This is a genomic window from Pseudophaeobacter sp. EL27, assembly GCF_900313025.1.
Classification (GTDB): Bacteria; Pseudomonadota; Alphaproteobacteria; order Rhodobacterales; family Rhodobacteraceae; genus Pseudophaeobacter.
Genome location: NZ_OMPQ01000015.1, coordinates 578829 through 592154, shown reverse-complemented (window position 1 = coordinate 592154; position 13326 = coordinate 578829). Strand labels below are relative to the sequence as shown.

General features: G+C 50.9%; 16 protein-coding genes and 1 other RNA gene. 7 read left to right on the top strand and 10 right to left on the bottom strand.

Annotated features, from left to right (window positions below):
* On the top strand, positions 1-451 hold a 451-nt coding region (locus ED661_RS21320), incomplete at its 5' end, for an integrase core domain-containing protein (protein WP_162930218.1).
* Between the two features lie 72 nt (positions 452-523).
* On the opposite strand, the gene ED661_RS21315 is transcribed toward ED661_RS21320, so the two are convergent.
* Both ED661_RS21315 and ED661_RS21305 read right to left on the bottom strand, forming a co-directional pair.
* On the bottom strand, positions 524-1399 hold the full coding sequence (locus tag ED661_RS21315; protein ID WP_122077033.1) for a DMT family transporter: 876 nt from the start codon (positions 1397-1399) through the stop codon (positions 524-526).
* Between the two features lie 652 nt (positions 1400-2051).
* Complete coding sequence (locus tag ED661_RS21305; protein WP_122077026.1) at positions 2052-2921, bottom strand: AbaSI family restriction endonuclease; 870 nt, start codon at positions 2919-2921, stop codon at positions 2052-2054.
* Between the two features lie 416 nt (positions 2922-3337).
* On the opposite strand from ED661_RS21305, the gene ED661_RS21300 reads away from it, so the two are divergent.
* A complete protein-coding gene (locus ED661_RS21300) occupies positions 3338-3679 on the top strand; it encodes a hypothetical protein (RefSeq protein WP_122077024.1) in 342 nt (113 codons plus the stop codon).
* A 728-nt stretch (positions 3680-4407) separates the two neighbouring features.
* Here the strand turns inward: ED661_RS21300 and ED661_RS22045 are convergent.
* From ED661_RS22045 to ED661_RS21285, 3 genes are read right to left on the bottom strand one after another with little or no spacing between them, the layout of a single operon-like run.
* Positions 4408-5091 carry a hypothetical protein gene (locus ED661_RS22045; protein WP_162930217.1) on the bottom strand — a complete coding sequence of 228 codons (684 nt, stop codon included), beginning with the start codon at positions 5089-5091 and terminating at the stop codon, positions 4408-4410.
* Entirely contained in the window at positions 5084-5551 is a 468-nt protein-coding gene (locus ED661_RS21290; RefSeq protein ID WP_122077019.1) for a hypothetical protein, read from the bottom strand. The genes ED661_RS22045 and ED661_RS21290 overlap by 8 nt, the downstream gene beginning before the upstream one ends.
* The gene (locus ED661_RS21285) at positions 5548-5757 is read right to left on the bottom strand and encodes a hypothetical protein (RefSeq protein ID WP_122077016.1); all 210 of its coding nucleotides are present in this window, start codon (positions 5755-5757) and stop codon (positions 5548-5550) included. Before ED661_RS21285 ends, ED661_RS21290 begins: the two co-directional genes overlap by 4 nt.
* Positions 5758-6267: 510 nt before the next feature.
* Here ED661_RS21285 and ED661_RS21275 point away from each other — a divergent pair.
* The 3 genes from ED661_RS21275 (at position 6268) to ED661_RS21265 (ending at position 8908) form a co-directional block, all read left to right on the top strand.
* Complete coding sequence (locus ED661_RS21275) at positions 6268-7230, top strand: hypothetical protein (protein ID WP_122077011.1); 963 nt, start codon at positions 6268-6270, stop codon at positions 7228-7230.
* A gap of 201 nt (positions 7231-7431) precedes the next feature.
* Positions 7432-7764, top strand: a complete 333-nt coding sequence (locus ED661_RS21270; protein ID WP_122077009.1) for a hypothetical protein — start codon at positions 7432-7434, stop codon at positions 7762-7764.
* 397 nt (positions 7765-8161) lie between these two features.
* Complete coding sequence (locus ED661_RS21265) at positions 8162-8908, top strand: hypothetical protein (protein WP_122077007.1); 747 nt, start codon at positions 8162-8164, stop codon at positions 8906-8908.
* Between the two features lie 133 nt (positions 8909-9041).
* On the opposite strand, the gene ED661_RS21260 is transcribed toward ED661_RS21265, so the two are convergent.
* The 4 genes from ED661_RS21260 to ED661_RS21245 all read right to left on the bottom strand — a co-directional run bounded on the left by ED661_RS21260 (position 9042) and on the right by ED661_RS21245 (position 9800).
* Positions 9042-9338, bottom strand: coding sequence for a dATP/dGTP pyrophosphohydrolase domain-containing protein (locus ED661_RS21260; protein WP_122077004.1), 297 nt, complete (start codon positions 9336-9338; stop codon positions 9042-9044).
* Positions 9339-9376: 38 nt separating this feature from the next.
* Positions 9377-9538: a hypothetical protein gene (locus ED661_RS21255; RefSeq protein WP_122076992.1), complete on the bottom strand. Its 162-nt coding sequence runs from the start codon at positions 9536-9538 to the stop codon at positions 9377-9379.
* Between the two features lie 18 nt (positions 9539-9556).
* Positions 9557-9629, bottom strand: an RNA gene (locus ED661_RS21250) — hammerhead ribozyme type II.
* A gap of 3 nt (positions 9630-9632) precedes the next feature.
* On the bottom strand, positions 9633-9800 hold the full coding sequence (locus ED661_RS21245) for an HU family DNA-binding protein (protein ID WP_122076989.1): 168 nt from the start codon (positions 9798-9800) through the stop codon (positions 9633-9635).
* 494 nt (positions 9801-10294) lie between these two features.
* Here ED661_RS21245 and ED661_RS21235 point away from each other — a divergent pair, with 494 nt between their 5' ends.
* The gene (locus ED661_RS21235) at positions 10295-10633 is read left to right on the top strand and encodes a hypothetical protein (RefSeq protein ID WP_122076984.1); all 339 of its coding nucleotides are present in this window, start codon (positions 10295-10297) and stop codon (positions 10631-10633) included.
* A 227-nt stretch (positions 10634-10860) separates the two neighbouring features.
* Here the strand turns inward: ED661_RS21235 and ED661_RS21230 are convergent.
* A protein-coding gene (locus ED661_RS21230) for an IS3 family transposase (RefSeq protein WP_122076982.1) occupies positions 10861-11987 on the bottom strand; the annotation gives its coding sequence in 2 pieces (ribosomal slippage) (positions 10861-11723 and positions 11723-11987; 1128 coding nt in all).
* Between the two features lie 195 nt (positions 11988-12182).
* On the opposite strand from ED661_RS21230, the gene ED661_RS21225 reads away from it, so the two are divergent.
* Positions 12183-12737, top strand: a complete 555-nt coding sequence (locus tag ED661_RS21225) for a hypothetical protein (RefSeq protein ID WP_122076980.1) — start codon at positions 12183-12185, stop codon at positions 12735-12737.
* The last annotated feature ends 589 nt before the right edge of the window (positions 12738-13326 follow it).

Here is a 13326-nt window from a genome sequence, read left to right as displayed (position 1 = left end):
TGGCAGGGCTTTCAGGACATTGAACATTCTGGACGAACACAGCCGGGAATGTCTTGCGATCCGGGTGAAGCGGAAGCTGAACGCGAACGAAGTCATTGATGCTCTGACGGATCTGTTCATTCTGCGAGGCGTGCCCTCTTACATCCGATCAGATAATGGCCCTGAGTTCATTGCTGAGGCCGTCAGAGGCTGGATCAAGGCTGTCGGGGCCAAGGCGGCATACATCGAGCCTGGATCGCCATGGGAGAACGGATACTGCGAAAGCTTCAATGGGCGAATGAGGGATGAATTGCTGAACGGTGAAATCTTCTATTCGTTACGAGAGGCCCAGATCATTATCGAAAGCTGGAGAAAACACTACAACACCAAACGACCCCACAGTGCTCTGGGCTACCGCCCACCTGCGCCAGAGACCATCGTCCCGATGGACCAAAGGCCAACCATGCACTAACTTTCAATTTGGACCACTCAAGTGGGGCTGCTCAGAAGGACGAGGAGTGCTGCGTAAAATCGAAAGCCCTTCTTACCGTCGATTGATCAAGTAGATCCCTGTCGCGACCATGACCAACGCACCCAAAATACTGATTTCTACTCGCTCATTTAGGAGCAACCATCCAAGGAAAACAGAGAAAACTGGCGACAGGAAACTGAACGAAGCAACAAACGCTGCAGGGTAGATTGTGAGCAGCCAAAACCAAAAAAGGTAGCCAAGGCTTGAGATGAAGACGATCTGAAACGCTAGTCCCGCTAGGTGAATTGGCTCTACGTCTCGCACTAGATCGCCCATAAACGGGGCAAGAACGAACAGGATAGGGGCCGAGATCGCAACTTGCCACAACAGCTGAATCTCTGGCTTAACCGTGCTCAAGGGGGTCGTGCGCACCAACAAAGCAAGGCTTGCCCAGCCCAATGCAGCACCCAATGCAGCAAGATCCCCCAACCAGCTTACATCAGTGCCATTCCGATCTGCCAGCGCCCACATTACTCCTGCCATTGCAGTGGCTAACCCAAGGATACGCTTCCGCGACAGTTGCTCCCCGGGCAAAAACATGTGAGCAGCCAAGGCCAGCCATACGGGCATTGAATAAAAGATGATGGACACGCGAGAAACTGAGGCCAGGTCCAGAGCTGTGAACAGGCAGATGAACTCAAATGTAAACAGGCAGCCTGACAACACGCCCCAGCGGCTTACGCCCTTGGGCATAATCACGGGTACACCTTTATACCGCATCCAGATCAGCAAAATTACGACTGCCCCGGCAGAGCGTAAAGCCGCCAGAAGCACAGGCCCGAAACCACCCCCTGTGAATTTAATCACAACCTGATTGAAGCCCAAAAGCAGGGCAAATCCGATCAGAGCTGTTGCTCCAAACACATCCATTGAAGTTTTGCGTTCCATCGGCGCATCAAGGCCGCGTGAACGCAAAATTGTCAAGAAGATGAGAGGGTTTGCCTACATTCCTAGACGTTGAATGGGCTCGTAGTTGGTGCCTATGTCAGGTGGCATGATCGCCATCTCCCCAAACAGGCTGATTCCGGATGCCGGACTAGCTGAAAAAGGCTGAGAGAAGATGTTTATGGAAGATTCCCCATGGCCTTTGGATTCATAGGGTGGACCTTTCTCGAGTACTTTTTGCATGAGGCTTGTTGCACTTTTAGCGGCCTTCCCCTTGCTCAACATAACGGGCCTTATCAGACCCGGATACCGCGAGGGCAGTCGCCATGAGTTCAATTTCGGTTGTGCTGGTCAATCAGCCGTTCGCGGCACTCTCAACTTAGATTGGCCCGATAGGCAGCTATGCGCAGTTTGTGTACTTTGCAAAGTCCACCTTTCGACCTGAGAACGTAGCCCTCTACCGCTGCGATGCTGCGTCAAAAGCGGTCATTGATGCAAGGTGCGGCGATTTTCTGGGCTTGGGCGGCAGCGCTGCGGACAAAACGACCATTCGCTGAGGCTACGCCAATGGCCGCATTCTAGGAACCAAGACGGTCGAAAATGGTGGCGTCAAAAGAAACTGAAAATTATTGGTTTTGGGCTAGCCTTGCCAATGTCACCTCAGATTAATTCGGTCTGAAACCTTATAAAAGACAGCGCCGCCCTCACGTCGAGAAGAGTCGGCATTTAGCCGAAACACTCCAACGAAGCGATAAAGAGTCCCAATCAACGGTTCTTCGCGTCTTGCGAAAACTGCTCTGGGATGAACCTCACCATTTGTGCCAGGCTGATAGCCCGCATTGTGTTCACCCAGACGCTTTTCGATGATCATCGAACCATCACTTGAAAGAGAGTTATCCCACTCACCATTTTGATAGAGTCGAGGAAACCAAACCATCGATAATCCAGTCTCTTTTGGCGGTCTCCAACCACCTCGCATGTGCGCCTTCAAGTTTACACCGAACAGCTCGATTGCATCGGTGTGTTTGCGCAGCAAGACATTTTCTCTAGCATCGATGTAGCCACGTTCCAGATGCGGTTTTGAGGTGAGTTCATTATCGAAATCCCAAGGTTTATAACGACCTAGTTTTCTTTCTTCTTCGACTTTCGAAAGAACAAAACTGAGGAATTCGTCGGTTTGACGCCCCAACTCAACCAAAGACCTATGTTCGCTGTCTGGGCCCAAAACCTTGATCCGCTTTTCAGTCAGATTGGTTGCCTCAACGATATCTCGCGATCTAAGGTCATCTAGCTGTTTGTGGTTTTCTCCTTCGTGTTGGGGTTCGTCTACCTCCAGAGACACATTGATTTGAGGAAAGTACAAATCGAGCAAGGCCCGTCCATTCGGACGTCGGACAAGCTGTTGAGACACAAGTTTTACATCGGTGCTGCAAAGGTTGTGGATGATCCGGGAAACAACGAAGTGTTCGTATTGCTTGTGTTTTACCTTCGTCAACAAGTTCAAAAGGTGTTGGTCTTTGTTCATTCTATTCAGCTCTTGAAGTATGTTTACTGGAGGTGATTTATCGCTCCTTGCCAGACCCCTAAGGTAATTAGATTTCGTGCTGTGGGCAACTTCATGACGGTCTGTCCAGTTAGAGCAGACATTCGCGTTCCGTGCAGCATCACGCTCTTTGGGCTCAAAGCGGACATCTGACAAGTTTGGTGGGGGTACTCTGCGTGTTTGAGGGCCCAACGGCAACCGGGTGAACAACTAGGCCCGATCCTGTGCAAAATCACCAAGGGGAAATCCGTGAAATTAGCATGAGGTTTTCCAGCCAAGCGCGCAATTATACGCGCCGATTTTTTCTAGGGAAATGGTACATTTGAACTACTTTTGTGGGAGGAGGGTTCGCAGTAGGAATAGTCGATGACCCTTTGCCATTTTAGGAAACATCTGACATGCCGAAATCCATTGGAAAAAAGTTACCCTCGACTTTAGCCGCAGTCATCATCGTGATAGGAGCCACTCTTGTCGGAAAGGCTGCTAGCGCTGAGGGTGATCTGTACTTCATGCACAACGGCAGCCCGTATTTCGTGTGGTCAGAGCTTTCAAGGTGCGAGGTCGATCTGACTCCAGGCGGTAATCCCTGCGTTTCTTGGGGAAGCATCCCGTTTTGCGGGCGCCTTCTTTGGGGCTCGCCGACATCGACCAGTGTTGCTGGTGGCAAACTAGAGCGCAACGATGTGGTGAACCTGCGCCATACCAACGGAAACACGGAATTCTGCAAACTGGAATCGTGATCGGGTGCTCTCGATGCATCAGTTTTCAGCCTTCAGGCATTTGACCGAAATAATCATTTGTCTGATTGCTGCAGAGTTGTTGGTTCGCTGCCAACTGAAAGAGCGTCTTCAATGGGTAGCTTCGTACACCTTCAGAACGTCGTGCTACCCAGTTTCTCAAAGTCGATGCTGCACAGCCGTTGGCGCTACCGCAGCATCGACTTCGGCTGTTCAAGCTCACTGAGCGTCTGCTTCGGGAGCCTGATCACACAATGTCGCGCCTGCAGTATTGTCGCGGCGAAACCTTGTACCAATGTCTAGAAAGGGCTGACAGCAGCCATCCGCAACCTTGCATGGATCAGCGCTATCCTTGCAAACAACCAGCAACGGCGGCTATGCGCAGATAGCGGAGTTTGCAAAGTCCGTCTTTCAGCCTAGGAACACCGCCTGCGACCGCTGCGATGCCGCGTGAAAAGCAGTCATTGATGCGAGGTGCGGCGATTTTCTGAGGTTGGACGGCAGCAGAGCGGACATTGTTAGCTTTCGCTACGTCTGCGCCAAGGTCCGCTTCGACAAAGCGGCGGACGGCACAAATGGTCGTTCTGACCAGAAACAGAAATGTATGAGTTCTGACAAATTTGGTACTGGAAAGGAAATCTAATGCCGAGCTTAGATCTCGTCCATTGGGGCAAAAAATTCGGCTTACATGGATTGAACGGAGTCCCCAGTCCAACTAATCAAATGGGCAATCATTGCACTAGGGAGGCAAGATTAATAGAGGCGAGATGATCCAGAACGCCTATTCGCCCAGGAACTTCTGGGGACATTTCATTTGAGGATGTCGACCTGAATTCGTAGACAAGAAGATACACATCGTGATCACTGGTTAAAAATGTTTCCGAAAGATCTGGGTTGAGGTCTAAACGGCGAGCATTCATGAGCGACTCCATAGCTTCCTGATCGAACTCAATACTGGTGTCGAACTGAACTGGCTCATCTGTGGCTACGATCACCAGAATTCTGTAGAGGCCCTCTGGCGCAAGAAAAAGGGCTTCTAACAAACATGAAAAGGAGAACGAACCACAGGTGTTTCTGTTGATGTCTGCGACCCATCGTTGCGCACCGTCGACGGGCATCCCGCCTGAGGTGATCTGCTCTACAGGAGTGATGATTGCTATACCCCCCTGCGGCGTTGGGAGAGTACCAACATCGAAGTATCCCGCCGAACGAAGAGCTGATCGAATGGACACCTCTAAATCAAGCAAGGAAGTAGATGCACCATACTCCGCAGAAATTTCAGCTATACTCAAAGGAATGCTTGAAGATGGTTTAGGGGCTGGGATGGGAAAAAAATCTTGGTTGGGTCCCGCACTGCAAGAAACAAGAATCGCTGTCGCCAGCACGCAGCTGGTTGTTGTCACGCTTCTACGCATCGTTTTTGTCCTTAAGAAAGAACAATACGCCGATTGCGGCTACTACGAGCCCTTGTAACGGGCCCGTAAAAATACTCGCCTGCTCCATTGCTGAAATTCGCGCTTCAACTGTTGATGCCTGTTTGCCTAAAAGCGTCAAGACAACAGGCGCAAGAATAACAAGAAACAGCACAGCTATATAGAAAATCGACAACCAAGCAGATAGGCGAAAGAAAGATCGCCGGACCCGCATTTCGTCAGGAGAATCGGGTTGAAGTGCGCCCGCAGCAAACACGCTTATCATCAAAGCTAGCGTCGGCAAGAAATTTGGGAGCGCCCATCCCCAAGCTTTTGAAGCATCGGCTCCGTAAGCGCCCATTAGTGTTTGAGTTGCCATAATGAGAAACAGCACGCCACAAGCGGGAAACCAAATATTTGCTAACTTGTAGCGCGCCGTTTCAAGACTTATTTTGTTACTCATTGGATGACCCAGATTTTTGTATCGGCACCGTGTGAAGGAACTTTTGCCTTAATATTTGTACACTCTGCTTGGTGGAACCCGCGCGATGCAACAAAAATTTTTATTTTTCCCCATTGGTATTTTTCCCCATTGGATCGTGCAAGAGGACTGATGGCGGTTTTTTTGGCCTGACCACCAAAAGCTGCCATTCGTTCATCGCGCAGCATCGGTCAAAGTGGGCTCCTAGCGGACATTGAGGGCAAAAAACCGCGTTTGACAGCTAGAATGTCCGCCTTCAGGAAGTCGAGGCGCGATTTGTGCATGTGCGGCAACAGCAGCCAACCCCGCTTCGCACCGGTCTGCTTTGGGCTGACAGCAGCCATCCGCAACCTGGGCGGATCGGCGCCAGCCGCGCAGCCCCCTGCTACGTCGGCTATGCGCAGTTTGTGCACTTTGCAAAGTCCGCCTTTCGACCTGAGAACACAGCCCTCGACCGCTGCGATGCCGCATGAAAAGCGGTCATTCGTGAGGCTTGCTGCAATGTTTTGAGGTTGAAGGGTAGGACTGCGGACTTTGTTGCCGTTCGTTGCGGTAACTGGAATGTCCGGTTTGCTGAAGAGCCTTGGATGCCGGGCGTGGCTACTGGAGTTTGGCCATGGTATAAACATGGGCAATATTCGGCAATTGAACTCAGGCAGGCGACTAGTCCCGTCCATAACACCGGTTTGGAAATTAGGATGAATTTTGCGAACGTTCTTGGACTGGCTTTTATTGCTCTCGCAGCACTGACAGCTCCACAAACTGTTCAGGCTCAACATGCTTGCATCGCCAACTATAGTACCGACGGAAGAGTAGTTAGGTCTGCACAGGAGGACGAGGTTCTTGGCAATCTGTCCGACACATTAGCGGATATTCTGCGTACCCAAATCGAGGACGCGCTCAATGGCACGGCATGGCGTGCGCCATTTGCACAAGCCCGCTATGACGATATGCTTTTCACGTTATCTTTCCTTGACCGAGAACTCGGTCCGACGTTCACACCGCAAATGCAGGCTGCTGTCGTTGCGCAATTTATGAGCCCCGTTGTCCTCCATGAGACAATGGAGCCTATCAAGGAACTCCTTCTGGGCGACCCTCCAAGGTTTGAAGCTTTGCTGGAACGCCATGTGGGTGCATATATGTACTGGCAGCAGTTCAGCTTGTGCTCAGTAAATTCGCCCTATTCGTTTTTCCAAGGTATTTTTGAAAGGGTCGCTATCGAAGCAAGTGCCAGCTCTGCAAATGACGACTACCGCTTTATTCGTGAAAGGCTTTCGGCAGTCCCAAAACGCAACTTGGGTGGCCAAGACCTGATCATTCGACAGAGTTATCTTCCTGATCAAACAAGGCCACTTATCCGTTTTGCTCTTCCGCCATGCGGAACGGATAACGAAGTGCGAAACATCGTTTTCGAATATGATTTGGATGGGGAAGTGTGGGTTGGTATCGAACCCCCGTTACCAGTCCGAACTTGGTATCAACGTGGATTCTCGGATTGGGACGAAGTTGACATGGATATGGACAGACGCGGATTTCAGCCAACAAATCCAAAACAGTATGCAGAGGCACAATCTGAACTGATTGCCCGTTTCGAAGAACTACAAGTTCTTATCGGCATGCCCATAGAATTTCCAAGAAATCTTGATCTCGATTGTCCGTGAGATTGTTCAAAGCGGACGCTCATGCGCTGTGCAGCATCGGTCGAATTGGGCTCACAGCTGCCGTTCGCCGCGCAAGCATACCAAACTGACACTGAGACCGGAGATCAAGGTCGGCTTAGCGGACGAAGCGGACTTTGACCACTTGTCGAATTCGAGGCTATCAAGATCCGGAGAAAGATAAATCGGGGAAATTTCCAGCTCATGGCGCAGTTCAAAGTTCGGCTAATGTTTGAGTGGGGTGGGCCTTGCTTGTGGGGCATGAACAAGGCAGCGCAATCCGCCTTTGGTGGTTACTCAAACTTGGAGACCACCCTGCCTTTGTCACAAAGAACCAAGGCCAAGTTGGTTGAGTTGACAAAAGCCCACGACGGAGCGCTGGACTGGTCAGATCCAGGTGGGCGGAGCCCTTGGTCAAAGGAACAGTTCACCAAGTTCGAAACCGAAGCGCTCGCGATACTTCTGGATGTCCAAACAGAACTCGGTGACGACTATTTGGTCTGGTACGAGCCAATTGGTCAGTGGGATAGCCAGTAGGTATGGGCTCGAAGCTGCCGTTCTCTGCAGTGCGGTGGGTAGGGACTAAGTTCCCCTTGATGAGCCCAAATCTCTTTCCAGTTTGAGAGCGGGTTTCAAAGGTTTCGTTTCTCGCATTTGGTTGAAATCACTTACCTATTCCGTTTCTGGAAAGCCGACTACCCGAAGCAGCCGCACTTTCCGGTTCGGCGCTTCTAACTGCGCACTCCAAACTCAACATAAGAGCCCTTATCGGATTTCGAAGGCCATCAGTGCCCCAAACTCTCACACCGTTGCGCTTGGAAACTAGTTTACGAAGCAGTCTATTGTAGTGCCTTTAGGGCTCATCTTAGACGGTTGTACAGGTCGAACATTTCACCATACCTTTCATTGTATCGATTTTGTAGGCGAGTCATCAATGGCATTGAAATCAAGGGGATCACCTAAGGTTCCTGCTGAAGTATCTGATCAAGAGAAGTACCAAGCACGAAATCGGCTTGTTCTCTTTACATTCGTTGCTTTCTTTCTGGGGTTTATCACTGCTCTGTACCTCGGGGCTGCAGGCCAGACTGATCTTCAGAAAATCCCTGCTTGGTTGACGGCTATAGCTTCTACTGGTGCTACGGCAATCAGTCTGGTCGCGGTGTATTTGGTGTATCAGACGCTCGAGGCGACCAGGGAAACGCTTGTTTCCACAAGAGAAATGTCAAAAGATCAAAGGCGAATAGGCGAAGCACAGATCCGCCCATTTCTCTTGTTTGAAGGGCAATTTTTTCATTCAGTAGATGGATGTGTCGAAGGCTATATCAAGCTAGTAAACTACGGAACTGCCCCTGCGACAAAAGTCAGGATTGGGGTTGATGTGTTCATCGCAATCTACCCTAAAGAAGACGAAGAGCAGGGGGCGCCACCTGCCTCAGGGGTACTTGATAGCGCGCAGAACTTGCTGGAAGTACCAGTAGTACCCCCTAATGGCGAAGTTAAAGTGCCTTACGAGAGTTTCCATTCGTTGGATCGGGAGAGCGAGGAATTGACTGCTTGGTTTTATTGGAGCTACAGCGGCCACGATGGAACGGAAAGGTATGCCGGAACACAAAAAACCCACTTGTTTACAGAAGCAGACATGAGGGAGTTTGAAATGCGAAGGGTCTCAAAATTTCCTTAGCGTTCAAATGTTGGCCATTTTCAGGTTTTGAAGGACAAACCAATTTCTTTCCAAGATCTCCGTATTCAGCGCGGAAGTTCCTTTTTTACATAGCTCTATCCGCCTTCTTCCGGGATCATCCGGCCTCTTCCGGTTACTGCAATATCAAGTGTCCCCTAACAATGGCGTCAATAAACTGGTCCACAGTGAAGGAATTCTGGCGTTCCAACGCGTCCCAAATAAGGAACGTGCAATCGGCGTATTCCTCGGGATTGGTTGGTGCGTTCTTAGCTTCGACGGCCTCTTCTGCGAGGTGTTCAAGAGGGCCGACCGGGCCGACGTCGCCGAAGGTCTTGCGGCTCCATTCGCGGCGATTAGTTGCGATGGCGGTCATGCGGTTAACTTGATCTTGGGTCAGGCCAAGAGCAAATGGGGAAGCGGCGTTTGTCATGAGTGGTTTCTTTCGAAAATGGGTGGGGTTTGGGGCTTTTACAGGAAGGCGTTGAGAGCAGCGCCGACCAGGTAGGCGGCGCCACAACACGCGAGAAATGGGCCGGTATTTTTGCGCTCATACGCGCAGGCTCGGACCTCGCAGGCGGCAAGAAATGCACCGACAACCAGGAGGGCCGCCCCGAGAATGAATGGTGCCATGTCTGTGTCCTTTCCAGTGTTGGGCTGCTCATCAGATCAGGGCCGCCACTCCCTGATGACCTCGCCCGACTTGGCCGGGCGGGTTTCGCAAATATTAGGAGTTGAGTTGTTCCTTGACCGCTTTGGCTTGCTTGAAGGTCAGCGAAGACGCCGCTGCGATCTGGATGGCCTCTCCGGTGCTGGGGTTGCGCCCTGCACGAGCTGCGCGCTCAGAACGCTTGGGGGCCAATGAGGTCCGACGGGATTGAAAGGACTTGGTCATTTCAAGAACTCCAGAAACAAGAGGGCGAGGGGGAGAAGACAGACGCAAATCCCACCGATGAGATCGCCCAGAAAGTCAGATAGATTTGCCCAGGGCAGGCGGGCGAGGTGACCCCGGATCAGCCGAAATATGACTGCGCCGGGGCCGGTCTTTGCCGTGAGCGGGCGTGGGGTATCAAAAGCCCCCAGCGACCCATCCACGGCGTCGCTGGGGTAACCATCTGAAACTATTGTTATAATCCCGTTCTGGAAAGAGATGCCTAGTTTTTGGCTGTATTTTCCAGTTCGGGAGTTAACATAATGTTGCTTATTAGCTCCTAGAGCGCTGTGACCGTCCGCAGCCTGGCAGGGAACGCCTAAGGTCAGCTATGCGGACAATGCGCCATTTCGCTGCAGATGCGCCAATGTCCGGTTTGGTGACTTTCCAAAAACGACCATTTTCAGTACAAGCACATGAAGATGGTTTTATCTGCAGCTAAGTTTTAGGAAGAGTATATGAAGTTTTGGGAACTATACTCCATATGCAGGCAGCACGATCACCTTTTTGAGCAGGCACTTAAAGAGGCTGAAGATCCTAGATACTATTCTTGGCTTCAAAAAATTGAGGAGGTTTGCGCAACGCAACAGCGCGACAAGCTCGATACAAAACTGCCAGATATTTTGTGCGTTCAAGCCCTCAAAAATTATCCTGAAAAAATGTTTGAATCGGAAGAACATATCCGGTCCTATAGATTTGGTGATGATGATGCTGAAATCTCCTACCTAAATGTTTATCAAATGTATGGCGGATCTTTCTTAGAAGAAGTCTTAGAGAAAGGTAGCATGAGAAAATAACTGATTTCACTCAAGAAAGCAGAGCTTTTTAACATCTCCGCAGAAGAACCGTTTTTGGAGCGGCCTCAGAACACCCTCATTTGCGCTGCCGAAAACTCTTTCTGAACCTATTGGTTGTTGGGAAATCATATACACATCTGTGCGAGCTGACATTCGCTGCGCGGTGGAAATATGGTAAAGTGGGCTCAAAGCTTGAGCAGCCCCACTTGAGTGGTCCAAATTGAAAGTTAGTGCATGGTTGGCCTTTGGTCCATCGGGACGATGGTCTCTGGCGCAGGTGGGCGGTAGCCCAGAGCACTGTGGGGTCGTTTGGTGTTGTAGTGTTTTCTCCAGCTTTCGATAATGATCTGGGCCTCTCGTAACGAATAGAAGATTTCACCGTTCAGCAATTCATCCCTCATTCGCCCATTGAAGCTTTCGCAGTATCCGTTCTCCCATGGCGATCCAGGCTCGATGTATGCGGCCTTGGCCCCGACAGCCTTGATCCAGCCTCTGACGGCCTCAGCAATGAACTCAGGGCCATTATCTGATCGGATGTAAGAGGGCACGCCTCGCAGAATGAACAGATCCGTCAGAGCATCAATGACTTCGTTCGCGTTCAGCTTCCGCTTCACCCGGATCGCAAGACATTCCCGGCTGTGTTCGTCCAGAATGTTCAATGTCCTGAAAGCCCTGCCATCATCTGTTCGGTGATGCACGAAATCGTACGACCAGACGTGATTACGATATTCGGGACGAAGCCGGACACACGAACCGTCGTTGAGCCAGAGCCGTCCTTTCTTTTGCTGTTTCACAGGCACTTTGAGCCCCTCGCGTTTCCACAAACGTTCGACACGTTTGTCATTCACCTGCCAGCCAGCGTCTCGCAGTAAGGCAGCAATCCGGYGATAGCCATATCGCCCGTACTGACGCGTCAGCTCGATCATATCAGCTACCAGGTGTTCCTCGTCGGCACGCCCCTGTGGCAATCGCCGTTGTGTGGACCGGTGTTGGCCCAGGACACGGCAAACGCGACGCTCGGAAACCTTCATCTTGCTGCGAATGAGGTCGATGCAGGCACGGCGGCGCGAGGGGCTCAGAAGTTTCCCTTTGCGGCCTCGGACAGGATCAATTTGTCCAGCGTCAGGTCCGTTACCGCCCTGCGCAGGCGCTCGTTTTCCTTCTGGAGCCGCTTCAGTTCCTTAAGCTGCTCTGTGCCCATTCCGCTGTACTTCTTCTTCCAGCGGTAATAGGTTTGCTCCGTCACGCCGATCTGACGGATTGCATCAATCCGGGGCATCCCTTGCCCCATCAACACTTCAACCTGCCGTAACTTCACGACAATCTCTTCGGGCTTCGGTCTCTTAATAGCCATCTATGGTCCTCCGCTTTTCTAAACATAGGGGCGGACCACTTCATTGGGGGAGGCTCACGGTTCGGCGACTCCAACTGAACACTCCAAACTCAACATAAGTGCCTTTATCGGACTTTCGGGGCTGAGTATGGGCTTGACCGAGTAGCGGCAAACGTCCACGTTCCCTTTGCTTGTTGGGTAACGGAGGGGCCTAGGATGTCCGACCATTGGCGCTACCTTAAGGTGCTGGATGATGATGTCAGCCAACTCTCTCGCTTCATACAACCTGCTGAAGGCAACTTGAACACATATTCATTAGAACTTGCTCGGTTACTCATGATCGCCACCCAGGAATGTGACGTTCTTTTAAAGGGGATTTGTAAGGGGTTTGGTGATGATTCCGTCCGTAATGAACATGGGTATCGGAAAGTTATACGTCAAAAATCTCCATTAATTTCAGGCGTTTCTGTCCGTGTCGATCCCTTTGATCTGACGTTTAGGCCATTCGAATCATGGTCGAACGACGAAACGCCTGACTGGTGGACCGCAAACAATAAGGTGAAACACCAACGCACGGAGCATTTTGAAATGGCAAATTTGAGAAACGTTCTTTCCGCAATCTCCGGCGTTTTGATTGCAAATCTTTACTTTCAGCGAGATACGTCTAACCGGGTTGAGGTACCATTGCTTCTTGAGCATTTTCGACCAATTCTCCAGCGAGTTGGCGCTCGTACCGTCAACGAGTTTTCCTACATAGTTCCACGTTGGTAGTGAGACAGTCAGAGTTTGAAGCGCGAAGGGTCCCGATATTTGCTGTTGGCCTTGTAAGGGCGGTTTGACAGAGTTTGAAAGACAACATGTCGGGTCTTCATAACTTCTAGGTTCACACTGAAAACCCTTTTTTACAAGGTTCAGTCCGGCTTCTTCCGGGTTCTTCCGGTTACTGCAATATCAAGTGTCTCCTAACACTGGACATGCAGTTCACGATCTCAAGGCGCTCTAGACTTAGGGTCTCGCCGATATGGTCCTTGATCGTGTCACCACTAATCCCATGCACACCATTCCCCCACAGACAAACCCAGTCAGATCGGGTTTCGCTGACGACAATTCGTGTTCGATTAGGGAAAATAACAGGTAGGCAAAGCCGCTGACCGTCCTCAGCCTGGAAGGGAACCCTGACCCATCTCAACAAGGCTGAAAACTGGTCGAAAAAGTTAGACCACCTCTCTCTGGAATAGCAGTGTTTTCTCCAGCTTGAGGCAAGCTGAAAACACTTTTCCAGATCACGGAATATGCCTCAGGTTGACATGCGCAAAACACTAGCTCCTTATGCGTGCACATTTTCAAAAAGCTCGAACAA

Excerpts from the sequence above, each read along its gene's own strand:
- ED661_RS21265 (WP_122077007.1), top strand. The coding sequence starts at position 8,162 with ATGGCATTGAAATCAAGGGGATCACCTAAGGTTCCTGCTGAAGTATCT.
- ED661_RS21315 (WP_122077033.1), bottom strand. The coding sequence starts at position 1,399 with ATGGAACGCAAAACTTCAATGGATGTGTTTGGAGCAACAGCTCTGATC.
- ED661_RS21305 (WP_122077026.1), bottom strand. The coding sequence starts at position 2,921 with ATGAACAAAGACCAACACCTTTTGAACTTGTTGACGAAGGTAAAACAC.
- ED661_RS21260 (WP_122077004.1), bottom strand. The coding sequence starts at position 9,338 with ATGACAAACGCCGCTTCCCCATTTGCTCTTGGCCTGACCCAAGATCAA.
- ED661_RS21235 (WP_122076984.1), top strand. The coding sequence starts at position 10,295 with ATGAAGTTTTGGGAACTATACTCCATATGCAGGCAGCACGATCACCTT.
- ED661_RS22045 (WP_162930217.1), bottom strand. The coding sequence starts at position 5,091 with ATGCGTAGAAGCGTGACAACAACCAGCTGCGTGCTGGCGACAGCGATT.
- ED661_RS21290 (WP_122077019.1), bottom strand. The coding sequence starts at position 5,551 with ATGAGTAACAAAATAAGTCTTGAAACGGCGCGCTACAAGTTAGCAAAT.
- ED661_RS21245 (WP_122076989.1), bottom strand. The coding sequence starts at position 9,800 with ATGACCAAGTCCTTTCAATCCCGTCGGACCTCATTGGCCCCCAAGCGT.
- ED661_RS21255 (WP_122076992.1), bottom strand. The coding sequence starts at position 9,538 with ATGGCACCATTCATTCTCGGGGCGGCCCTCCTGGTTGTCGGTGCATTT.
- ED661_RS21225 (WP_122076980.1), top strand. The coding sequence starts at position 12,183 with ATGTCCGACCATTGGCGCTACCTTAAGGTGCTGGATGATGATGTCAGC.
- ED661_RS21300 (WP_122077024.1), top strand. The coding sequence starts at position 3,338 with ATGCCGAAATCCATTGGAAAAAAGTTACCCTCGACTTTAGCCGCAGTC.
- ED661_RS21270 (WP_122077009.1), top strand. The coding sequence starts at position 7,432 with ATGGCGCAGTTCAAAGTTCGGCTAATGTTTGAGTGGGGTGGGCCTTGC.
- ED661_RS21275 (WP_122077011.1), top strand. The coding sequence starts at position 6,268 with ATGAATTTTGCGAACGTTCTTGGACTGGCTTTTATTGCTCTCGCAGCA.
- ED661_RS21285 (WP_122077016.1), bottom strand. The coding sequence starts at position 5,757 with ATGCTGCGCGATGAACGAATGGCAGCTTTTGGTGGTCAGGCCAAAAAA.